A 22,066-nucleotide genomic window follows, 5' to 3' on the forward strand; every position below is an offset into this window, starting at 1 on the left:
TACACCTACAGCTGCACCTACGGCTGTCTGTCAGAAGAGTTTGCCCGGGTTGAGGAGTGAGTGCGGGTCGAAGGCCGCCTTGACGGCCTGCTGCATCTCCACTCCCACCGGGCCGATCTCGCGCGCCAGCCACTCCTTCTTCAGGACGCCGACACCGTGTTCGCCGGTGATGGTGCCGCCGAGTTCGAGGCCGAGGGCCATGATCTCGTCGAAGGACTCGCGGGCGCGCCTGCCCTCGTCGGGGTCCGCCGCGTCGAAGCAGACGGTGGGATGGGTGTTGCCGTCGCCCGCATGCGCGCAGACCCCGACGGTCAGGTCGTACTTCTCGCCGATGCGCTCTACGCCGACGAGCATCTCGGCGAGCCTGGAGCGCGGCACGCACACGTCGTCGATCATCGTGGTGCCCTTGACGGCTTCGAGCGCGGTGAGGGCCAACCGCCGCGCCTGCAGCAGCATTTCCGACTCGGCGGCGTCCTCGGCCGGGACGACCTGCGTGGCGCCCGCGGCCTCGCAGAGCGCGCCGACGGCGGCGAGGTCGGCGGCGGGGTCCGGGGTGTCGAAGGCGGCGAGCAGGAGCGCCTCGGTGGTCTCGGGCAGGCCCATCTGGGCCAGCGCGTTGACGGCCTTCACCGTCGTACGGTCCATCAGTTCGAGGAGCGACGGGACGTGGCCGCCCTCCATGATCTTGCAGACGGCGTCGCACGCGGCCTGCGCCGAGGGGAACTCGGCGGCCAGGACGAGCTGTTGGGGCGGCTCGGGCTTGAGCGCGAGGACGGCGCGGACGACGATGCCGAGGCTGCCCTCGGAGCCGACGAAGAGGCGCGTCAGGTCGTATCCGGCGACGCCCTTGGCGGTGCGGCGCCCGGTGCTCATGAGCCGTCCGTCGGCGAGGACGACGTCGAGCCCGAGGACGTACTCCGCGGTGACGCCGTACTTCACGCAGCACAGGCCCCCGGAGGCGGTGCCGATGTTCCCGCCGATGGTGCACGTCTCCCAGCTGGAGGGGTCCGGCGGGTAGTACAGGCCGTGCTCGCCGACCGCGCGCGACAGCGCGGCGTTGACGACGCCGGGCTCCACGACCGCGATGCGGTCGACGGGGCTGATCTCCAGGATGCGGTCCATCTTGACGAGGGACAGGACGATGCAGCCGTCGCTGGCGTTCGCGGCGCCGGACAGGCCGGTGCGGGCGCCCTGCGGGACGACGGGGACGCGCAGCTCGGTGGCGGTGCGCATGACGTGCTGGACCTGCTCGACGGTGCGGGGCAGCACCACGACGGCCGGTTCGCCCGCTTCGCAGAAGCTCGCCATGTCGTGGGCGTACGAGGAGGTGACGTCCGGGTCGGTGAGGATCGCCTCGGCCGGGAGGCCTTCCTGGAGGAGGTCGATGAGGGTGCGGCTCATGATCACAGCCTCGCACCCGGGGCCATCGGTGTGAACCCGTGTGCGACGCCCTTCCACATGCCGGGATGTGCTCTTCGTATTGACGTCACTGACGCACAGTGACGTCATGAGGCCTTCGGTGAAGCGTGTGCTGATCGGCTCCGTGGCGGGGAGCGTGGTGCTCGGCGGTGTGCTCGTGCTGCTGCCCCTGGACGACGAGATGGCGGCGAAGGCGGCGCCGCCCGCGCTCGGCCCGGCCGGGCGGGCGATGGCGGCCGTGGGGGCGGGCGCGCCCGCGGCGCTGCCGGATCTGGCGGCGCTCATCGGTGAGCGCGAGGCGCATCTGCGGGCCCATCCCGGGGACGACCAGTCGTGGGCGGTGCTCGGCTCGGCGTATGTGGCGCGGGGCGTGCGGCGTGCGGACGTCGCGGACTTCCCGAAGGCCGAGCGTGCGCTGAACACCTCGCTGAAGACGCGGCCGCAGGGGAATCCGGAGGCCCTGACGGGGCTCGCCACGCTCGCCAACGCCCGGCACGACTTCCGTGCCGCGAAGAAGTGGGGCGAGCTCGCGGCGAAGCAGGCGCCGAAGCGGTGGGCGGCGTATCCCGCGCTGATCGACGCGTACAGCGGGCTCGGTGACGCGAAGGGCGTGGGCAGGGCCCTGGAGTCCTTGCAGGAGCTGGGTTCGGGCCCCGCGGTGATGGCGCGGTCCGGGCAGGTCTACCGCGACCGCGGCTGGCGCGAGGACGCGAACGCCGCGCTCACCGACGCGGCGGCGCTCACCCAGGCGCCCGCGGCGAAGGCGGCGGCCCTGTACCGGGTCGCGGAGCTCGCGTGGGAGCGGGGCGAGCCGACGGTGGCGCTGCGCTACTACGACGCGGCGCTGGCCGCCGACGCCGAGCACCATCCGTCGCTGGCGGGCCGGGGCCGCGCCCTGGCCGCCCTCGGCCGCTCGTCGGAGGCGCTGCACGCCTACCGTTCGGCGCTCGCCAGGCATCCGCTGCCCGAGTACGCCCTGGAGCTGGGCGAGTTGTACGAGTCGCTGAGGCTGGTCCCGGCGGCGCGGGCGCAGTACGACGCGCTGCGGGCCCGGGTGAAGCAGGAGGGTTCCGGCGGCATCAACAACGAGCGGATCCTCGGCCTCTTCGAGGCGGACCACGGTGACGCGGACGCGGCGGTGGAGCGGCTGACCGCGGAGTACGAGCGGCACGGCAGTCCGGAGACGGCGGACGCGCTGGGCTGGGCGCTGCACCGGTCCGGGGACGGCGAGGCGGGCCTGAAGCTCGTGACGAAGGCGATGGAGAAGGGCCCGCGCAGCGCCCTGTTCGCCTTCCACCGGGGCACGATCGAGCGGGAGCTCGGTCAGTACGGCGCAGCGCGCCGCCACCTCCGCGACGCGCTGCGGATCAACCCGTACTTCTCGCCGCTGGGCGTGCCCGCGGCGAAGCGGGCGCTGGCGGCGCTTGGCGAGCCGCCGGAGGGCGGGCCCGAGCAGATGTACGCGCCGCGCCCGGTGGCACCGGCCCGTCAGGCTTCTCCCCCGCGCAGCCGGACACCACGCACCCAGCCCCAGCGTCAGCCCGCGCAGCCGCGGACCGCCCCGAGCACCGCGCGGACCGCCCCGGCGCGTTAGTCCACCGCCGGTCCCCACGGCGCTTCGAGCGCCGCCCGCAAGGCGTCGGCCGCGTCCCGGCCGATGCGCTCGGCGAGCAGTTCCTCCCGCCGCGCCAGGACGGCTTCGGCCTCGCGGTGCGCGCGCTCGCCCTCCCGGGTGCGCCTGATGAGCCGCTGCCGGGCGGATGCGGGGTCGGCGACCTGTTCCAGGAGCCCGGCGCCTACGAGGCCGTGCACGGCCTGGTGGGCGGTCTGCCGGGTGACGCCCATGCGGCGGGCGAGTTCGGAGACCGTGGTGCCCTCGTCGTCGAGGACGGCGAAGAGCTGGACCTGCGTCGGCGACACGGGGGTGGCACCGGCCGTGTCCATGGCGGTCAGGAGCCCCTCCTCGAACCAGCGGCGGGCCTCGCCGAGGAGCTGGGGCAGGTTGCGTCGGGCGGGGTCCTCAGTCATTAATGTCAGGGTACCTGACATCAAGGAACGAGCCGCGAGGAGCGCCGCCCATGACCATCGAGTACGCCACCCGCTACCGCAGGGCGTCCCGAATCCCCCCGGAGCCGGGCAAGCCCTACGTCATCGAGAAGGGCGAGGGCGACCGCGCCCATCTGTTCGGGGACCTGATCACCGTCTACGCGGGCGGCGAGCAGACCGAGAACACCTTCAACTTCTTCACCGTCGAGGGCCCCAAGGGCGACCTCATACCGGCCCATGTGCACGCGGACACGCACGAGGTCTTCTACGTCACCCAGGGCGCCGTCCGGCTGTTCGTCGAGGACACCGAGGGCGAGCAGCTGGAAAAGCTGCTCACCCCCGGCGACTTCGGCTTCGTGCCCAAGAACTGCCTGCACGCCTACCGCATGGAGCGCCACCACAGTCAGGTCGTGGGCGTCGCGGCGGGCCCGGCAGGCACGTTCGAGCGGTTCTTCGAGAACCTCGGCGCTCCTACGCTCCAACACGGCCTGCCGCACCGGCCCTTGATCCCGGAACCCGGCAGGTTCAGGGACGTCCCCGCGCGGTACGACGTGGCTTTCAAGCCGGACCACGCATGGCGAACGCAGCCGGACTAACCCGACTAGAGGTTGCCGCGCTTCTCCTGCTCGCGCTCGATCGCCTCGAAGAGCGCCTTGAAGTTGCCCTTGCCGAAGCCCATCGAGCCGTGCCGCTCGATCATCTCGAAGAAGACGGTCGGGCGGTCCTGGACCGGCTTGGTGAAGATCTGCAGCAGGTAGCCGTCCTCGTCGCGGTCGACGAGGATCTTCAGCTCGCGCAGGGTCTCGACGGGGACGCGCGTCTCACCGGCCCACTCGCCGAGGGTGTCGTAGTACGAGTCGGGGGTGTCCAGGAACTGGACGCCCGCCGCGCGCATCGTGCGGACGGACTCGACGATGTCGTTCGTGGCGAGCGCGATGTGCTGGACGCCCGCGCCGCCGTAGAACTCCAGGTACTCGTCGATCTGCGACTTCTTCTTGGCGATGGCGGGCTCGTTGATCGGGAACTTGACCTTGAGCGTCCCGTCGGCCACCACCTTCGACATCAGCGCGCTGTACTCGGTCGCGATGTCGTCGCCCACGAACTCCTTCATGTTCGTGAAGCCCATGACCTTGTTGTAGAAGCCGACCCAGTCGTTCATCTTGCCGAGCTCGACATTGCCGACACAGTGGTCGATCGCCTGGAAGGTCCGCTTGGCCGGGGGCTCGACTATCGGGTTCGCGGGCCCGAAACCGGGCAGATACGGCCCGTCGTAGTCGGTGCGCTCCACCAGGGTGTGGCGGGTCTTGCCGTACGTGGCGATGGCGGCGAGGACGACCTTGCCGTTCTCGTCCTTGACCTCGTAGGGCTCCGTGATGCCCCGTGCGCCCTGCTCGACGGCGTAGGCGTACGCGGCACGCGCGTCCGGCACCTCGATGGCGAGGTCGACGACGCCGTCGCCGTGCTCGGCCACGTGGGAGGTGAGGAAGTGGCCCCAGTCCGTGGAGGGCTTGATGACGGAGGTGAAGACGAAGCGCGCACCGCCGTTCGTGAGGACGTAACTCGCGGTCTCGCGGCTGCCGTTCTCCGGTCCGGAGTAGGCGACCAGCTTCATGCCGAAGGCCGTGGAGTAGTAGTGCGCGGCCTGCTTGGCGTTGCCCACGGCGAAGACGACCGCGTCCATTCCCTTGACCGGGAAGGGGTCGGCCTCGCGCGCGGTGTCGGGTGTGGTGTGGGTGGTGGTCTCAGTCATGGTGTGAGGCTCCCGCTGAACCACAAGGTGCGCAATAGTTCTCGTTTTCAGTGGTCAATCTGCTCAGTGGGTGGCCAGGATGGGCGGGCTATCTGTACATCATGACCACCATGGAGGCGTCATGGCGATCGATCATCTGGACGGCAGACTCATCGTGCTCCTGGCGCGGGAGCCGCGTATCGGGGTTCTTGAGGCGTCCCGCAGGCTCGGCGTGGCGCGCGGCACGGTGCAGGCGCGGATGGACCGGCTTCAGTCCAATGGAGTCATCCGCGGCTTCGGCCCGGAGGTCGATCCCGCGGCGCTCGGCTACCCGGTGACGGCCTTCGCGACGCTGGAGATCAAACAGGGCCAGGGGGCTGACGTACGGGCCCATTTGGCGACCGTCGCCGAGGTCCTTGAACTGCACACCATCACGGGGCACGGCGATATGCTCTGCCGCCTCGTGGCCCGGTCGAACGCGGATCTCCAACGTGTGATCGACCGGGTCGTGGGCTTTGATGGCATCGTCCGGGCTTCCACGGCGATCGTCATGGAAAACCCCGTTCCGCTGCGGATCATCCCGCTGGTGGAGCAGGCGTCCGAAGACCCCTGAGTCACCGACCCGAGTCACCGACTAGTGAGTACCTTCGGAAAGGCGAGGTGAGCACTTCAGTGAACTTCTGGGACTACCTCGGCAACCGCCACCAGCAACTGCTGACGGACGCTTTTCAGCACGCGAGCGCCGTCTTCCAGTGCATGGTCGTCGCCACCCTCATCGGCGTACTGATCGGCGTCCTCACGTACCGCAGCGAATGGGCGGGCAATCTCGCCACGACCACCACGTCCACCATCCTCACCGTGCCGTCCCTCGCCATGATCGGTCTGCTGATCCCGATCGTCGGGCTCGGCGTCGCGCCGACCGTCATCGCGCTGACCCTGTACGGGCTGCTGCCGATCGTGCGCAACGCCATCGTCGGGCTGCGGGGCGTGGACCCTTCGCTGATCGACGCGGCCAAGGGCATCGGGATGTCGCGGCTCGCCCGTCTCTTCAGGGTGGAGCTGCCGATCGCCTGGCCGCCCATCCTGACCGGCATCCGCGTCTCCACCCAGATGCTGATGGGCATCGCGGCCATCGCCGCGTACGCGTCCGGCCCCGGGCTCGGCAACGAGATCTTCCGCGGGATCGGCTCGCTCGGCAGCAAGAACGCGCTCAACCAGGTGCTCGCTGGCACGCTCGGGATCGTCGTCCTGGCGCTGCTCTTCGATGCCGCGTACGTCCTGATCGGCAGGCTGACCATCCCGAGGGGGATCCGTGTCTGAGACCACCGCCAGCGAGAGCGCACCGCACGAGGGTGCGACGGCCGAGGGCGCCGGGCGGGCCGCCACGACCTCCGGAGCGACGATCGAGCTGGAGAACCTCACCAAGCGCTATTCGGGCAGCAGCGAACCCGCCGTGGACAGCGTGAACATGGAGATCAAGGCGGGCGAGATCGTCATCTTCGTGGGCCCCTCCGGCTGCGGGAAGTCGACCACCCTGAAGATGATCAACCGCCTGATCGAGCCGACCGGCGGCCGCATCCGCATCAACGGCGAGGACGTCACCGACATCGACCCGGTGAAGCTGCGCCGCAAGGTCGGGTACGCGATCCAGTCCTCCGGCCTCTTCCCGCACATGACCGTCGCGCAGAACATCGCGCTCGTGCCGAAGATGGTCGGCTGGGGCAAGTCGAAGATCAAGTCACGGGTCGAGGAGATGCTCGACCTGGTGGGGCTCGACCCCGCCGAGTTCCACGGCCGCTATCCGCGCCAGCTCTCCGGCGGCCAGCAGCAACGCGTGGGCGTGGCACGGGCGTTGGCGGCCGACCCGCCCGTCCTCCTGATGGACGAGCCGTTCGGCGCCGTCGACCCGATCACCCGCGACCACCTCCAGGACGAGCTGATCCGGCTCCAGCACGAGCTGCACAAGACGATCGTCTTCGTCACGCACGACTTCGACGAGGCCATCAAGCTCGGCGACCGCATCGCCGTGCTGCGGGAGCGCTCGCACATCGCGCAGTTCGACACCCCGGAAGCCATCCTCACCAACCCCGCCGACGACTTCGTGTCGGGCTTCGTGGGCGCGGGCGCGGCCCTCAAACGCCTCAACCTCACCCGCGTACGCGACGTGGAGATCGCCGACATCCCGACGGTGACCGTCGACGACCCGCTGCAGGACATCTTCGACAAGCTGCGCGGCGGCGGCACCAACGAGCTGCTCCTGCTCGACAAGCGCGGCCGCCCCTACAAGTGGCTGCGCCGCGGCGACCTGACGCTCGCCAAGGGGTCGCTGGCCCGCGCGGGCACCCTCGTGCACGACACGGTGACCCGCGACGCCACCCTGCGCGACGCGCTGGAGGCCGTCCTCACGGACAACGCGGGCCGGGTCGCGGTGACCGGGCGGCGCGGCGAGTACACGGGCGTCGTCGACATGGAGACGCTGATGAACTCCGTCCACGAGATGCTGGAGGCGGACCGCCTCGAAGCCGTGGAGCACCAGCACGAACTGGAGGAGCAGCGCGCCCGGCAGACCCATGACGCGCAGGAGGGTCTCGGCGGGGAGGCGAGCGCGTGACAGGCACCTCCGGGGACACGCCCCGGATCCCGGACCGCAAACCGTCCCCGAAGCAGGCGTCGCGGCCGCGGGGCGAGCACGACGTCAAGGGGCTCGCCTTCCGCGACGAGGGCGAGGCCGAGCTGGAGGCCCCGCCCGCGCTGGTCGCCGCGAAGCCGCCACGCCGGGTCACCTGGCAGAAGCTGACCTTCCTGCCCGCCGTGCTCGCGGTGGTCCTGCTGGCGACCTGGTGGTGGTTCCAGCAGGCCGACCTCGACTCGATCTCCAAGAACGCGCTGGCGAACGGGAACGTCTGGCTCAGGCTGCGCCAGCACATCCAGCTGACGGTGATCTCGACGTTCTTCGTGCTCATCATCGCCATCCCGCTCGGCATCCTGCTGACCCGCAAGAAGCTGCGCAAAGGCGCACCGGTCGCGATGGCCGTGGCCAACATCGGCCAGGCGACCCCCGCGATCGGCCTCCTCGCGCTCCTGGTGATCTGGCTGGGCATCGGCGAGAAGGCCGCCCTCATCGGCATCATCATCTACGCGGTCCTGCCGGTCCTCTCCAACACGATCGCGGGCCTGAAGGCGAACGACCCGACCCTGATCGAGGCGGCCCGCGGCATCGGCATGTCGCCGCTCGGCGTCCTGGCGAAGGTCGAACTCCCGCTGGCCGTACCGCTGATCCTCGCGGGCGTCCGCACCGCGCTCGTCCTGAACGTCGGCACCGCGACGCTCGCCACGTTCGGCGGTGGCGGCGGCCTCGGCGACCTGATCACCACGGGCATGACCAACCAGCGCATGCCGGTCCTCATGCTCGGTTCGATCCTGACGATCGCGCTGGCGCTCCTGGTGGACTGGCTGGCCTCGCTGGCCGAACTGTTCCTGCGCCCCAGGGGCCTGGAGGTGGAGGCATGAGGAACCCCGGGATCACCTGGATCACCGCACGCACGACCGTGGTCGCCGTCCTGGGCGGCGCGCTGCTGGCGGCCTGCGGGCTCACCAGCGGCAGCCCGATGGTGGACGACGTCAAGCCCGGCTCCATCGGCAAGGGCCTGCCCCTGAAGGGCGCCGATCTGACGGTCACCTCCAAGGAGTTCACCGAGCAGCTCATCCTGGGCGCGGTCATGGGCATCGCGTTCGAGGCGGCGGGCGCGGACGTGCTCGACCGCACGGGCATCCAGGGCTCGATCGGTGCGCGCGAGGCCGTGAAGGGCGGCGACGCGGACGCCATGTACGAGTACACGGGCACGGCCTGGATCACGTACCAGGGCAACACCAAGCCGATCACCGACCCGCGGAAGCAGTGGCAGGCGGTGCGCGACGCGGACCTGAAGAACGGCGTCACCTGGCTCGACCCAGCCACGCTCAACAACACCTACGCCCTGGCGATGAACCAGAAGAACGCGTCGAAGTACAAGACGAAGACGCTCTCCGAGGTGGCGGCCCTGTCGAAGTCGGACCCGAAGGCCGTATCGCTCTGTGTGGAGAGCGAGTTCGCGTCGCGGGAGGACGGGCTGCCCGGCATGCAGAAGAAGTACGGGATGAAGATCCCCTCCTCCAGCATCACCAAGATGGACACGGGGATCATCTACACCCAGGCCTCCAAGGGGACGTGCACGTACGGCGAGGTCTTCACGACCGACGGCCGCATCAAGGCGATGAACCTGACGACGATGGAGGACGACAAGCACTTCTTCCCCAACTACAACGTCGCCCCGGAGATCAACAGCAAGTCCCTGAAGGAGCACCCGGAGATGGCGGAGGTCCTGGCCCCCATCACGAAGAAGCTGAACAACAAGGTGGCGCGGGACCTCAACTCCAAGGTGGACGTGGACGGCCAGGACCCGCACGAGGTGGCGAAGGACTGGCTGATCCAGGAGGGCTTCGTGAAGGAGTAGCGACAACGCGTGCTGCCTGACGGCAAGTCACAAAGACTCCTCTGCAAAGAACCCGTTGCAGAGGAGTCTTTGCATGGCTACGCTACGGGGCATGCCGGAAGCCGATCCCCGTGAGGGCATCCAACTCGACCCCCGCTCACTGCGCGGGATCGCACACCCCCTGCGAATGCGCCTGCTCGGCTCACTGCGCAGGGACGGCCCCGCGACCGCCTCCCAACTGGCCGCGCGCCTGGGCGAGTCCAGTGGCTCCACCAGCTACCACCTGCGCCAACTCGCGGCACACGGGTTCATCGACGACGACCCGGAGCACGGTAAGGGGCGCGAACGGTGGTGGCGTGCGGCACACCAGTGGACCTACTTCAGCGACTCCCTGGCACGCGACCCGGACCCGGCCGTGCGCGGGGCGGCCCAGCTCTACCTCCACGAAGTGGTGACCCTCTACGGAGAGGCGATGGCGACCTGGGTCGGAACCCGCCACGAGTGGCCCGAGGAGTGGCAGGCCAGTTCCGAACTGAGTGACGCCACGCTGGACCTGACCCCCGAGCTGACCACGGAGCTGAGCGAGAAGCTCCATCAAGTCATCGACGAATACCGCGAGTTGGTGAAGGGCAAGAACGACCCCCGAGCCACTCCCGTGCGCATCCAGACCCAGCTCATCCCGACGCGCCCCGCAGAGTGAGAGGATCGACAGCCATGCACTCGGACATCCACCTGTCCCTGCATCACGCCCGCGCCGAGGAATTACACCGCACGGCACCTACCCGACCCCAGCGCCACGCAGCAATCCGCACTCAACTCGGCTGGAGCCTGGTCGAATTGGGCCTGCGCCTCGTCAGCAGCTCGGGACCTTCCCGCCCTTTTCCAGCGCCCGCAGCGCGTCGACCGTTCCCTTCAGCGTCGTGACCGGCACCAGCCGCAGCCCGTCCGGCAGCTCGGCCTGAGCGTCCGAGCACTCGTCCTTCGGGACGAGGAAGACGGTCGCGCCGTCGCGCCGCGCGCCCTGCGTCTTCATGGACACGCCGCCGACCGGGCCGACCGTGCCGTCGGCCTCGATCGTGCCGGTGCCCGCGATCTTGCGGCCGCCCGTGAGGTCGCCGCCGCTGCCGTCGCCGTCGAGCTTGTCGATGATCCCGAGCGAGAGGAAGAGCCCGGCGCTCGGCCCGCCGATCTTGCCGAGGTCGGCCTTGACCTTCACCTTGTCGGTGTCGTCGACCCCGTTCGCCTTCAGATAGTTCAGCGCCGCGTCCGTGGCGTCGTCCTGTGACTTCTTCATGTCGCCGAGGTTGTGCTTCTCGACTTCCTTGACGTTGTCGCCGACGGGATAGACGGAGTCCTTTGGCATCACGGCGCGGTCGCTCCGGAACCATCCGTCGATCACGTCACCGAGATACACGTCCATCTCCGGCCCCGTGGCGACGATGGTGGTCATCCGCAGCTCACCGTGCGTCTTGCGGGTCGGCACGCCGCTGACCGTCAGGACGGGCTTTCCCTCGTGCTTCCCGAGCACGTCCGCCGTCCCCCCGGGCTGAGCCACCGCGAACGGCAACGGCGCGAGCCCGGCGACGGCGAGCAGAGCCACGACGGGCAGGGCGCAGACAGCGAGGGCCTGGGGGCGCGTAAGACGAGAGAGCGAGAACACGGGATCAATCTAACGCGCGGAGGCCTTCGGCTGCGGTCCGGTCATCGCCGGCTGCGCCGAGCTCGTCCTCAATCGCCGGCCGGGCTCACATTTCCCCCCGGCCTCAGCGCAACGCGTCGGCGACTTCCCGCGCCGCGTCCACCACCCGCGGCCCCACCCGCTCCGGCACGGAGTCCGCCAGCATGACGACTCCCACGCTGCCCTCCAGGCCGGTGACGCCCACCAGCGGGGCCGCCGCGCCGCTCGCGCCCGCCTCCAGCTCGCCGTGGGTCAGCGCGTAGCCGGGGTCGGTGATCAGGCTCTGCCTGGCCGCGAGGATCGCGCGGCCCGCCGCTCCCCGGTCCAGCGGGTGACGGAAGCCCGTGCGGTACGCGACGTGGTAATCCGTCCACGTCGGCTCGACCACCGCGACCGCGAGGGCCTCCGAGCCGTCGACGAGCGTGAGGTGGGCCGTCGCCCCTATGTCCTCCGCCAGTGAGCGCAGGGCGGGCAGCGCGGCCTCGCGCACCAGCGGGTGCACCTGCCGCCCGAGCCGCAGCACGCCGAGGCCGACGCGGGCCCGGCCGCCCAGGTCGCGTCGGACGAGGGCGTGCTGTTCGAGCGTGGCGAGCAGGCGGTAGACCACCGTGCGGTTCACGCCGAGCTTGTTGGAGAGCTCGGTGACCGTCAGTCCGTGGTCGGTGTCGGCCAGCAGCTTGAGGACGCGCAGTCCTCGGTCGAGCGTCTGGGAAGTCTCCGCGGTCACGACGCCCACTCCTTAGGTGAGGGTCGGCGGCCCCCCTACGCGGCGGTTGCGTCGCCGGTCCCGTGGGCGACGCGCGTCAGAGGCCGCCGGTCGGAACACCGGCTGCGCTCCGCGGCGGCGCTGCCACGGGGCGTGTGCTTTGCGGGGACATTAGCGAGGCCGTCCCGCTGAGCGGAAGACTTCGTCCAGAATCCGGGCACCGAGGCGCCCCTAGCGCCCCCCATTGCCCCGTTACGGGACGGCCGCCCGGGAGGCCGCACGCACGACCTCCGCACACGACCTCCCCACTCGGAACCCCCGACTCCTTACCCGAAAGTCACTTCAGGAACGGCCGGGCGTCACTTCATCCGGGTGGCCCACTCCTGGACCTTCTCGATGCGCTGGCGCAGCTGCCCCGCCGTGGCCTCCGCGCTCGGCGGCCCCCCGCACGTGCGCCGCAGCTCGGTGTGGATCACGCCGTGCGGCTTCCCGCTCTGATGGACGTACGCGCCCACCATCGTGTTCAGCTGCTTCCTGAGCCCGAGGAGTTCCTTGTGGGAGACCACGGGCCGCCGCTCGGCGGGCAGTTCGAGGAGGTCCGCCTCGTCGTCCGGCTTCTTCTTGCTGTGGGCGATCTGCCGGGCCTGCCGCTTCTGGAGCAGCATCTGCACCTGGTCGGGTTCGAGGAGCCCGGGAATGCCCAGGTAGTCCTGCTCCTCCTCGCTCCCCGGGTGCGCCTGCATGCCGAACTCGGCGCCGTCGAAGAGCACGCGGTCGAAGACGGCCTCGGACTCCAGGGCCTCGAAGGAGAACTGCTCCTGCTCCCCGGTGTCCTCGTCCTCCTGCTTGTTCGCCTCGTCCATCTCGGCCTCGGACTCGGCGTAGGGGTCCTCCTCGCCCTCCTTCTTCGGCTTGTCGAGGGCGTGGTCCCGCTCCACCTCCATCTCGTTGGCGAAGGTGAGCAGGTCGGGGACGGTGGGCAGGAAGACCGACGCGGTCTCGCCGCGCCGCCTGGACCGCACGAAACGGCCGACGGCCTGCGCGAAGAAGAGCGGCGTGGAGATCGTCGTGGCGTACACGCCCACCGCGAGGCGCGGCACGTCGACGCCTTCGGACACCATGCGGACGGCGACCATCCACCGGTCGGTACTGGCGCTGAAGTCGTCGATGCGGTTGGAGGCGCCGGTGTCGTCGGAGAGGACGACGGTGGCCTTGGTCCCGGTGATCTCGCGGATCAGCTTGGCGTAGGCACGCGCGGAGTCCTGGTCGGAGGCGATGACGAGGCCACCCGCGTCGGGGATGGCCTTCCTGACCTCCGTGAGCCGCTTGTCGGCGGCCTTGAGGACGTTCGGCATCCACTCGCCGCGCGCGTCCAGGGCGGTGCGCCAGGCCTGCGAGACGGCGTCCTTGGTCATGGGCTCACCGAGCCGCGCGGCGATCTCGTCACCGGCCTTGGTCCGCCAGCGCATGTTGCCGGAGTACGAAAGGAAGATGACGGGCCGCACGACGCCGTCGCCGAGCGCGCTGCCGTAGCCGTACGTGTAGTCGGCGGAGGAGCGCCGGATGCCGTCGTTCCCCTCCTCGTACTGCACGAAGGGGATCGGGTTCGTGTCGGACCGGAACGGCGTACCGGTGAGCGCGAGGCGGCGCGTGGCGGGCTCGAAGGCCTCCAGGCACGCCTCGCCCCACGACTTGCTGTCGCCCGCGTGGTGGATCTCGTCGAGGATCACGAGGGTCTTGCGCTGCTCGGAGCGGTTGCGGTGCAGCATCGGCCGCACGCCGACGCCCGCGTACGTCACGGCGACGCCGTGGTACTCCTTGCTCAGCGGTCCCGCGCTGTACTCGGGGTCCAGTTTGATGCCTATGCGGGCGGCGGCCTCGGCCCACTGCTTCTTCAGGTGCTCGGTGGGCGCGACCACGGTGACCTGCTGCACCACGTGGTGGTGCAGCAGCCAGGACGCGAGCGTGAGCGCGAACGTCGTCTTGCCGGCGCCGGGGGTGGCGACGGCGAGGAAGTCTCGCGGCTGCTCCTGGAGGTACCTCTCCATCGCCCCCTGCTGCCAGGCTCGCAGCTTGTTGGCGGTGCCCCAGGGGGCGCGGCCGGGGAAGGCGGGAGAGAGGTGGTGGGAGGAGTTGGCGGCGGCGCTGGTGGTAGTCACGGTCTCCGGGTTCGCGGGTCGGCGGCACGTATGACAACCGGGCCACCTTACCGGTGATGCGTTGACGTTCCGCTGAGGGCGAGGCGGTGACCGGGGCAGGTGCGACGGGTCTCACACGGGGTGCGCGGGGCGCGGGTGCGGTGCGTATGTGCCGGTGAGCATGTCCCCCTGCACGTCAGCTCGTACGTCGGACATCGCGTCCGGCTAGCCGTCCGTCCGTACGTCCGTCCGCGCGTCCGGCGCCGCGTCCGACAGCGCGTCCATTCGTACGTCCGTCACCACGTCGGTCACCACTAGCCCCGTCTCGTCCGGCGCCGGGACCGGTGCGGTCTCGTCCGGCACCTGCGCGCCCTGCAGCCTCGTCCCCACCCACGCCCCGGCCAGCGCGACCACGGCCATCGGCACGAAGACGGCGACGAACGCGGCCGGATGCGACCCGGCGACCCCCTCCGCCGCGTCCGCACCGTGCCCCGCCCCCACCGTGCCGCCGCCCAGCGCGGCGAACGCGGCGCCTCCGGCCGCGAGCAGCAGGACGTTCGAGAGTCCGTCGGAGATCTGCAGCGCGGCCGAGTTCGACCCCGCGTCCTCGGGCGCGGAGAGCCGCAGCAGCAGCACGCTGGTCGAGGCGATCACCATGCCCATGCCGAAGCATCCGAAGCCCCAGGCGACACCGACGACCCACACCGGCACCCCCTCGATCAGCACGGAGGGAGCCGCGAGGATCGAGGCCGCGACGAGCACCATCCCCGACGCGACGAGCCGCGCCCTGTAGGGCTCCATACGGGGCCGCGACTGGACGTACGACCCGAGGGCCCAGGTCCCGCCGCCCACGGCCAGCGAGAGCCCGGCCATGGTCGGGCTGAGCCCGCGCTCCGTGACGAGCATCAGCGGCACGAAGGACTCCGCGGTGATGAACGACCCCGCCGCGACGCCGCGCAGCAGCACGACCGACGGCAGCCCACGCGCCGCCCGGTACGTCCCCTTGGGCAGCAGCCCCAGCACCGCGGGCACGACGACCGCCCCGCCGACCACGGCGGGCAGCAGCGAGAGCCACCGCAGTTCCTGTCCCGCGTACTGGAGCAGCCCCGCCCCCAGCGAGATCCCGAGCGCCAGCCGGATGCGGCGCCGGTCGAACGCGGCGACCGGCGCGTCCGGGTCGACCGGCCCGGACGCCGTCCGCCGTATCGCGGGCAGCGCGAGCGCGAGCGGCGCGAGCACGAGGACGGGGATGCCGACGAAGACCCACCGCCAGCCGAGGTGCTCGGTGACCGTCCCGGAGATCAGCGGACCGACCACGGACGGCACGACCCAGCTCGCCGCGAACGCCGCCATGATCGACGCCCTCAGGTGCTCGGGGTAGGCCCGGCTGACGATCACGTACAGCCCGACGATGACCAGTCCGCCGCCGAGCCCCTGCACGGCCCGCCCCGCGATGAACAGCCACATCGACCCTGCGGTCCCGCTCAGCAGCAGCCCCGCGGCGAACAGCGCGATGCCGGTGGCGAGCGGTCCGAGCGGCCCTCGCCGGTCGGCCCACTGGCCGCTGAGCACCATGCCGAAGAGGCTCGTGGTGAAGTACCCGGAGAAGGCGAAGGCGTACAGCGAGACGCCGTCGAGCTCCCGGGCGGCAACCGGCATCGCCGTCCCGACGGCGGTCGCCTCGAAGGCGATCAGCAGCACGACGGAGACGATGCCGATGCTCAGGGCGCGGTAGGGCTTGCTCAGTACGCCGCCGGTGTCAGTCATGCACGCCAGCGTAAGAGGCGTCGGTTGGTTTTACCCCTGTCCGGGGGTGGGGACCTGATCGTTCCTTGGTCGTACGTCTCTCAGCCGCGTGAGGCGTACGTGATGAAGGTGGACCAGGAGGAGGGGGTGAGGGTGAGGTGGGGGGCACGGGGGGTCTTGGAGTCGCGGATGTGGATGAGGGCGGGGGTGGTGGCGATCTCGACGCAGTCGCCGGACTCGTTGCTGTCGCTATAGCTGCTCTTGCGCCACTCCAACGCAATCTCAACGCAGTCCTCGCCGTTGCTGCTGCTGCTGTAGCTGCTCTTGAACCACTCCAGTTCGACGCGGTCACCAGCAGAGCCCTTGCGGATCATGTTTCTCCCAGCACTTCCTCGATGAAGGTCCGCGTCTCTCCCGGCGTGAGAGCACGGGCCCGGATGATGCCATACCGGAGTTCAAGAATACGGAGCTGCCTCGGATCAGAGACTGGACGGCCGCCGAACTCGCCATCGGAGCGGCCCACAGCAGTACCGTCACCGAACTTGAGCAACTCGATCAGACCGCCAGTCCCGGGGTGGTCGCCACGATCAGTGGGCATCACCTGAACCTCGACGTTCCGCAACTCGCTCACCTCCAGCAGACGTTCGAGCTGAAGGCGCAGCACCATTGTCCCCCCGATAGGCCGCCGCAGGGTCACCTCTTCCTGTACGAAGCTGAGCTCAGGCGCAGGTGAGCGGTCGAAAATCGACCGGCGAGCCATTCGCGCAGCCACCAGACGCTCCAGATCTTCGACCGCGTACGTGGGCCTCCGCGTTTCCAGCAGGGCTCGCGCGAACTCCTCCGTTTGTAGAAGACCATGCACGTTGTGGTTGCTGTACAAGCCCACTTCGACCGCCCGCTCCTCCAGCTTCGCCAGCTCTCGAACCTTCCGCGGGTACCGGGCCTCCCTCATCTCCTTCTTCATCGCGGAGACGAAGCCCCCCGCCCCCACCACCTCGTCGACCTTGTCCAGATACTCGGGGCGCGGGATCCGCGCACCGCGCTCCACCTTCCGGACCAAGTCCTCCCCGTACCCGATGGCCAGCGCGAATTCGGCCACCCTCATCCCCGCCGTTTCCCTCCGCAGCCTCAGCTGATGGCCGACCATCTCGACCACCGAGCTGATCTCATCCTCCGGGTCGACGTCCCAACCCGGCTCGTCCACACCGTCGTTACGTTCTTCCACCGCGCCCACCTCCGACGTACCGCCCCAACTCAACGCGCACACGTACCCGGGCGCCGACCGAGACAGCCGGGACAAGCCGGGACAACGTCCGGACAGACCCCGCACGCACAGCGCGCCACCCTGTCCACGCTACGCACGCCCCGCCACGCTGAGTGACGTGAACCAAGAAACCACCCGGGCTCAAACCCCCACATCCGTACGCCAGTTCACGATCCTGCTCTCCGCGACTCGAAGAGGCGCGCGACTGGCCCGGCTCCTGACGAGGGAGCAACTGCACAGCTGGGGCCACCCGTGCGAGGCGGCGGAGCACGTCGTCGCGGAGCTGGCGAACAACGCCGTGCTGCACGGCCACGTGCCGGGTCGGAGCTTCCGGCTGGCGCTACTGCTCAGCGCAGCGAACACGCTGCGTATCGAGGTGACGGACGCGCGGGCCGACCGGAGCCCGCCACTGCACCCCCGCAGGCCCTCCGTCGAGGCGGAGTCGGGGCGGGGCCTGCTCCTGATCGAGGCACTCGCGGACCGCTGGGGCACGGACCTGGGTCCGCTGCCACTCCGGCCCTGCAAAACGATCTGGGCGGAGATCGATCCGCCGCCTCAAACCGACTGACCGGCTATGCGACCGTGAGCACGATCTTGCCCTGGATGTGCCCCCGGGCGGCCCGCTCGTGCGCGGCCCGGGCGTCCGCGAGCGGAAACGTACTGTCGAGCGCGACCCGCACCGTGCCCGCGTCGGCCAGGCGGCCCAGTTCGGCGAGTTGCGCGCCGCTCGACCGGACCTGGGTGAGCGAGACCGTGATGCCGAGCTCGGCGTTCTCCTCGTCGTCGAACTCGCCGAAGTAGACGGGGTAGAGGGAGCCGCCGCGCTTGAGGGTGCGCAGGAAGCGCCTGCTGGCAGGGCCGCCGACCGTGTCCAGGACCAGATCGACGTCGCGGACGACGTCCTCGGGCCGCTCCTTGGTGTAGTCGATGAACTCGTCGGCGCCGAGCTCGCGCAGGAACGCCTCGTGGGCACCGGAGGCCACGGCGATGACGCGGGCACCCTTCCACTTGGCCAGTTGGAGGGCGAGGTGCCCGACGCCGCCCGCGGCGCCGTTGATGAGCACCGTGGTGCCGCTGTCGAGCGCGATCGGGCTGTGCGGGGCGTCCTGGAAGGGCGAGGGGTGGTCGTGCCCGAGCTCGATCAGGAACTGCCACGCGGTCAGCCCGGACATGGGCAGCCCGGCGGCGTGCACGTGGTCGACGGTGGTCGGCTTGTGGGCGAGGTCGACCACCGGGGCGGTGACGTACTCGGCGTACGCGCTGCCCTGGAGAGCCGTGGGGAAGCGCAGCAGGCCGATCACCTCGTCGCCGACCGAGAAGCGGTCGGCATCGGCGCCGGGGCCGAGGGCTGCCACGACGCCCGAGACGTCGGTCCCCGGAATCAGAGGGAGATCGAGCGGGGGCTTGAGCTCGGGAGGCATGTTGAGCAGCCCTTCACGTACGTACCAGTCGGGAGGGTTGAGACCGACCGCGTGCACGCGGACGAGCACCTCCCCCGGCCCCGGCTCGGGAACCGGCGCGTCCTCGTACCGCAGGACTTCAGGGCCGCCGAACTCGTGCAGCCGGACGGTCTTCATCGTCTGCGTCGCCATCATCGCCATCGCTTCTCTCCTGCTCGCGCTGCGGGATACGCTTATCCGTACCAGCGATCCACATAAACGGATCACTGATCCGAATATATGGATCAGCGATCCGGATAGTCAAGCAAGAGGGACAGATGCGGGCCGATGCCAGGAAGAACCGCGACCATCTGCTCGCCGTAGCGGGCACCGCCATCGCCGAGCAGGGCGTCGACGTGGCGCTGCGCGACATCGCGCGCCGAGCCGATGTCGGGCTCGCGACGCTGCTGCGGCACTTCCCGACGCGTGAGGCACTGCTCGACGCGCTGCTCCGCACGGGCTTCGACGAACTGACGGCGAAGGCGTGCGCACTTGAGACGTCGAGTACGCCCGGGGACGCCCTCGTCTCGTGGCTGCGTGACGGCGTCGCGTGGACGACGCACTACCGGGGCGCGACCGCGCTGATGGCGGCCGCCATCACGGACCCCGAATCCGCGCTCCACGCCTCGTGCGTGGCCCTGCGGGCGGCCGGTGCGCGGCTCCTCTCCCGCGCCCAGGCGGCGGGTGTGGCGCGGGGTGACATCGACGGGGCTGACCTGTTCGCGCTGGTGGCCATGCTCGCCTGGCTCGGCGACCAGCCCGCGCTCGCACCGCGCGCCGATCGCCTCTTCGACGTCGTGTCCGGCGCGGTTCTGACGAGCACGGTCACGCCATGCTGAGGGCGCCGTCCAGGGACTCGCGGATGATGTCCGCGTGACCCGCGTGCTGCGCGGTCTCGCCGATGACGTGCAGCAGGACGCGCCGCGCCGACCAGCGCGTGCCGGGCGCGGACCAGGGGGCGTCCGGGAGGGGGTGGGACACGTCCAGGTCGGGCAGCCCGCGTACCAACTCGTCCGTGCGGGCGGCGATTTCCTCATAGGCGTCGAGGACACCCGCCAGCGTCTCGCCGGGCAACATCCGGAACTCTTCGGCCCGCTTGGCCCAGTCGTCGTCGGTCATGTCGGTGACGGCGCCCAGGGCCGCGAGGCCCTCCTGGATGAAGGCGGACCACACCCTCTCGACCGAGGTGACGTGCTTGATGATGCCGCCCAGACACAGCTCGCTGGCGGTGGTGCGCAGTCCGGCCTGCTCGTCGGTGAGGTCGCGGGTGGTGTGACGCAGCATGGTCCGGTGCTGGGCCAGGGCCAGCAGCAGGTCGGCACGCTCGCCGGTGAGCGCTGTCTCGCCGAGGGTCGTGGTGTCGGTGTCGGTGTCGGTGTGGGGCATGGTGGCGACCGCCTTCCGTTGGTACGGCTCCGTCGGACATGCGTCACGCTAGAAGGCAACTAGGCCAGTTCTTGGCCTAGTACGTGAGTGCGCGCCCTCTGCGACTTCGGTGGGCCGGGGGCGTTGATGGTGACCGGGGCCGCCCGGTTTTTTGCGGAGTGTGGCGGTTCCGGGCCGGAAGTAAAGGGCGCTCCGCTGCGCTGCGCGTCGGCTGCGCCGATTCCGCTGCGCTCCACCCTTGACTCCCGCCCCTGCACCGCACGTTAACTTTGACCCGGACGGCCAGGGGTGGGGGCTACGGGTCCGGCTGGGATGGGTCATCCCCTCGCGCTGCCGGGTGCGGACCGGTCCATCGTGGGCGGCCGCCACGGTCGCGGCTGAGCCAGCCGCGCGGCCTCGCCGCTCGGGCCATCCGCTCGCGCGGCCGAGTGCCGACCGGCCCAACGTGCGTCGCCCTCACGGTTCGGGTCGGGTCAGCCGCTCTCGTTATCGGGTGCGGACCGGCCCATCGTGGGCGAGAGCGACAGTCGATGCACTGTGCCCGGCCGAGGGCTGCCCCCCCCTCTCCGGCACCAACTTTCGGAAAGTTGCGAAGGGATTCCCCGCGCGCCCCCACCCATGCCGGATGCGCCCCCGCGCATGCGGGCGTGCCCTGCCGGATGCGCGAGGTGTAGGAGGCGTGGGGGGTGTGGGAGTGGGTGGTTGGGTCGGGCCGCCCCCTCCGGCACCTACTTTGGGAAAGTTGCGAAGGGGATCGCCGCGCGCCCCCCATCCAAGCCCCATGCGGCCCCCGCGCATGCGGGCTTGCCCTGCCGGATGCGGGAGATGAGTGGTGGGCGGGACGGCGCGCGGGGTGCGGGAAGGGGGCGCGCGGCGGGTCGGTTCGCAACTTTTCCCAAGTAGGTGCCGGAGAGCCCGGGGCTCGGGGCCCGGGGCTGGTGGCGCTTGGGGCGGGGCAGTCGCCGCCCGCACGCCACACCCACACCCACACCCCACCCCCACCCGCACCCGCACCCGCACCCGCACCCGCGACGGTGACGGTGACGGTGACGGCGAGGCACGATGAGCCGGACCGCACCCAGCAACGAGAGCGGCTGACCCACCCCAAACCGTGAGAGCGACGCACGATGGGCCGGTCCGCACCCGGCAGCGCGAGCCGAGGGCCCGAGCGGCGAGGCCGCGCGGTGGGCAGAACCCTCACGGTGACGGCCGCCCACGATGAGCCGGGCCGCAACTTTGCGGAAGTTGGTGCCGGAAGGGACGACCGACCCAGCACGCCCCACGCCCCACGCCCCTCACGGGACCTCGCAAGCCGGGGCGCGGGAGTCGTAGCGAGGGGGCGCGCGGCGGGTCGGTTCGCAACTTTCCCAAAGTAGGTGCCGGAGGGCCCGGGGCCCAGGGCCGAGGGCTGGTGGCGCTTCGGGCGGGGCGGTCGCCGCCCGCACGCCATGCCGCACCCGCACCCACACCCACACCCCAACCGCGACGGCGACGGCGACGGCGACGGCGACGGCGACGGCGAGGCACGATGGGCCGGACCGCACCCGGCAACGAGAGCGGCTGACCCACCCCAAACCGTGAGAGCGACGCACGATGGGCCGGTCCGCACCCGGCCGCGCGAGCCAATGACCCGAGCGGCGATGCCGCACGCATGCGGTGAGGGTGACTCACGTTGGGCCGGTCCGCACCCGGCGATGAAAGGTGATGACCCATCCCAGCCGGACCCGCAGCCCCCACCCCTGGCCGTCCGGGTCAAGGTCTGCGTGCGGTGGAGGGGCGGGAGTCAAGGGTGGAGCGCAGCGGAATCGGCGCAGCCGACGCGCAGCGCAGCGGAGCGCCCTTTACTCCCGGCCCGGAACCGCCACACTCCGCAAAACACCGGGCGGCCCCGGTACGAGTCGAAGACACCGAGCGGCCCCGGTGACAGCGGCGGTCGCGGTACGCCCAGGTCACCCCGTTCGTGAACGCCGTATGGCAGTCCCGTTGCGGCACCCCGTGATCGCTTGAGGCGGTCGCATGACCACGGCTACGTTCAAGAAGTCA

General features: G+C 70.5%; 21 protein-coding genes. 10 read left to right on the forward strand and 11 right to left on the reverse strand.

Annotated features, from left to right (window positions below):
* Positions 1-30 precede the first annotated feature (30 nt).
* Positions 31-1,401 carry an FAD-binding oxidoreductase gene (locus tag AC068B_RS05185; protein WP_478669065.1) on the reverse strand — a complete coding sequence of 457 codons (1,371 nt, stop codon included), beginning with the start codon at positions 1,399-1,401 and terminating at the stop codon, positions 31-33.
* A 106-nt stretch (positions 1,402-1,507) separates the two neighbouring features.
* Between AC068B_RS05185 and AC068B_RS05190 the strand changes: the two genes are divergently transcribed.
* Positions 1,508-3,013 carry a tetratricopeptide repeat protein gene (locus tag AC068B_RS05190; RefSeq protein ID WP_478669067.1) on the forward strand — a complete coding sequence of 502 codons (1,506 nt, stop codon included), beginning with the start codon at positions 1,508-1,510 and terminating at the stop codon, positions 3,011-3,013.
* Here AC068B_RS05190 and AC068B_RS05195 read toward each other — a convergent pair.
* Positions 3,010-3,447, reverse strand: coding sequence for a MarR family winged helix-turn-helix transcriptional regulator (locus AC068B_RS05195; protein ID WP_478669068.1), 438 nt, complete (start codon positions 3,445-3,447; stop codon positions 3,010-3,012). The genes AC068B_RS05190 and AC068B_RS05195 overlap by 4 nt on opposite strands.
* A gap of 50 nt (positions 3,448-3,497) precedes the next feature.
* Between AC068B_RS05195 and AC068B_RS05200 the strand changes: the two genes are divergently transcribed.
* Positions 3,498-4,061: a quercetin 2,3-dioxygenase gene (locus AC068B_RS05200; RefSeq protein WP_478669070.1), complete on the forward strand. Its 564-nt coding sequence runs from the start codon at positions 3,498-3,500 to the stop codon at positions 4,059-4,061.
* Between the two features lie 5 nt (positions 4,062-4,066).
* Here the strand turns inward: AC068B_RS05200 and hppD are convergent, their stop codons facing one another.
* Complete coding sequence (gene hppD, locus AC068B_RS05205; protein WP_356265123.1) at positions 4,067-5,215, reverse strand: 4-hydroxyphenylpyruvate dioxygenase; 1,149 nt, start codon at positions 5,213-5,215, stop codon at positions 4,067-4,069.
* Positions 5,216-5,336: 121 nt separating this feature from the next.
* Here hppD and AC068B_RS05210 point away from each other — a divergent pair, with 121 nt between their 5' ends.
* The 6 genes from AC068B_RS05210 to AC068B_RS05235 all read left to right on the forward strand — a co-directional run bounded on the left by AC068B_RS05210 (position 5,337) and on the right by AC068B_RS05235 (position 10,366).
* Positions 5,337-5,807, forward strand: a complete 471-nt coding sequence (locus AC068B_RS05210) for an Lrp/AsnC family transcriptional regulator (RefSeq protein WP_030794967.1) — start codon at positions 5,337-5,339, stop codon at positions 5,805-5,807.
* Between the two features lie 59 nt (positions 5,808-5,866).
* Positions 5,867-6,514 carry an ABC transporter permease gene (locus AC068B_RS05215; protein ID WP_478669271.1) on the forward strand — a complete coding sequence of 216 codons (648 nt, stop codon included), beginning with the start codon at positions 5,867-5,869 and terminating at the stop codon, positions 6,512-6,514.
* 82 nt (positions 6,515-6,596) lie between these two features.
* Positions 6,597-7,805 carry a betaine/proline/choline family ABC transporter ATP-binding protein gene (locus AC068B_RS05220; protein ID WP_478669273.1) on the forward strand — a complete coding sequence of 403 codons (1,209 nt, stop codon included), beginning with the start codon at positions 6,597-6,599 and terminating at the stop codon, positions 7,803-7,805.
* A gap of 122 nt (positions 7,806-7,927) precedes the next feature.
* On the forward strand, positions 7,928-8,704 hold the full coding sequence (locus AC068B_RS05225; protein WP_478669275.1) for an ABC transporter permease: 777 nt from the start codon (positions 7,928-7,930) through the stop codon (positions 8,702-8,704).
* Complete coding sequence (locus tag AC068B_RS05230) at positions 8,701-9,687, forward strand: glycine betaine ABC transporter substrate-binding protein (protein ID WP_478669071.1); 987 nt, start codon at positions 8,701-8,703, stop codon at positions 9,685-9,687. The genes AC068B_RS05225 and AC068B_RS05230 overlap by 4 nt, the downstream gene beginning before the upstream one ends.
* A gap of 73 nt (positions 9,688-9,760) precedes the next feature.
* The gene (locus tag AC068B_RS05235) at positions 9,761-10,366 is read left to right on the forward strand and encodes an ArsR/SmtB family transcription factor (protein ID WP_478669073.1); all 606 of its coding nucleotides are present in this window, start codon (positions 9,761-9,763) and stop codon (positions 10,364-10,366) included.
* Positions 10,367-10,519: 153 nt separating this feature from the next.
* On the opposite strand, the gene AC068B_RS05240 is transcribed toward AC068B_RS05235, so the two are convergent.
* From AC068B_RS05240 to AC068B_RS05265, 6 genes are all read right to left on the reverse strand, one after another.
* Complete coding sequence (locus tag AC068B_RS05240) at positions 10,520-11,326, reverse strand: S16 family serine protease (RefSeq protein WP_478669074.1); 807 nt, start codon at positions 11,324-11,326, stop codon at positions 10,520-10,522.
* A 103-nt stretch (positions 11,327-11,429) separates the two neighbouring features.
* Positions 11,430-12,071, reverse strand: coding sequence for an IclR family transcriptional regulator (locus tag AC068B_RS05245; RefSeq protein ID WP_356265137.1), 642 nt, complete (start codon positions 12,069-12,071; stop codon positions 11,430-11,432).
* 338 nt (positions 12,072-12,409) lie between these two features.
* Positions 12,410-14,209 carry a DEAD/DEAH box helicase gene (locus AC068B_RS05250; RefSeq protein ID WP_356265139.1) on the reverse strand — a complete coding sequence of 600 codons (1,800 nt, stop codon included), beginning with the start codon at positions 14,207-14,209 and terminating at the stop codon, positions 12,410-12,412.
* Between the two features lie 204 nt (positions 14,210-14,413).
* The gene (locus AC068B_RS05255) at positions 14,414-15,955 is read right to left on the reverse strand and encodes an MFS transporter (RefSeq protein WP_478669076.1); all 1,542 of its coding nucleotides are present in this window, start codon (positions 15,953-15,955) and stop codon (positions 14,414-14,416) included.
* 80 nt (positions 15,956-16,035) lie between these two features.
* Complete coding sequence (locus AC068B_RS05260) at positions 16,036-16,308, reverse strand: DUF397 domain-containing protein (protein ID WP_478669077.1); 273 nt, start codon at positions 16,306-16,308, stop codon at positions 16,036-16,038.
* Positions 16,305-17,159: a helix-turn-helix domain-containing protein gene (locus AC068B_RS05265; RefSeq protein WP_478669079.1), complete on the reverse strand. Its 855-nt coding sequence runs from the start codon at positions 17,157-17,159 to the stop codon at positions 16,305-16,307. Before AC068B_RS05265 ends, AC068B_RS05260 begins: the two co-directional genes overlap by 4 nt.
* A gap of 157 nt (positions 17,160-17,316) precedes the next feature.
* On the opposite strand from AC068B_RS05265, the gene AC068B_RS05270 reads away from it, so the two are divergent.
* Positions 17,317-17,766 (forward strand): ATP-binding protein, encoded by a 450-nt coding sequence (locus AC068B_RS05270; RefSeq protein WP_478669080.1) that lies wholly within the window; start codon positions 17,317-17,319, stop codon positions 17,764-17,766.
* Between the two features lie 4 nt (positions 17,767-17,770).
* Here the strand turns inward: AC068B_RS05270 and AC068B_RS05275 are convergent, their stop codons facing one another.
* The gene (locus AC068B_RS05275) at positions 17,771-18,790 is read right to left on the reverse strand and encodes an NADP-dependent oxidoreductase (RefSeq protein WP_478669276.1); all 1,020 of its coding nucleotides are present in this window, start codon (positions 18,788-18,790) and stop codon (positions 17,771-17,773) included.
* A 125-nt stretch (positions 18,791-18,915) separates the two neighbouring features.
* Here AC068B_RS05275 and AC068B_RS05280 point away from each other — a divergent pair, with 125 nt between their 5' ends.
* A complete protein-coding gene (locus AC068B_RS05280; RefSeq protein WP_478669081.1) occupies positions 18,916-19,476 on the forward strand; it encodes a TetR/AcrR family transcriptional regulator in 561 nt (186 codons plus the stop codon).
* Here the strand turns inward: AC068B_RS05280 and AC068B_RS05285 are convergent.
* The gene (locus tag AC068B_RS05285) at positions 19,463-20,023 is read right to left on the reverse strand and encodes a DinB family protein (RefSeq protein WP_478669083.1); all 561 of its coding nucleotides are present in this window, start codon (positions 20,021-20,023) and stop codon (positions 19,463-19,465) included. The genes AC068B_RS05280 and AC068B_RS05285 overlap by 14 nt on opposite strands.
* Between the last annotated feature and the right edge of the window lie 2,043 nt (positions 20,024-22,066).

Source organism: Streptomyces sp. NPDC042371 (genome assembly GCF_056437465.1).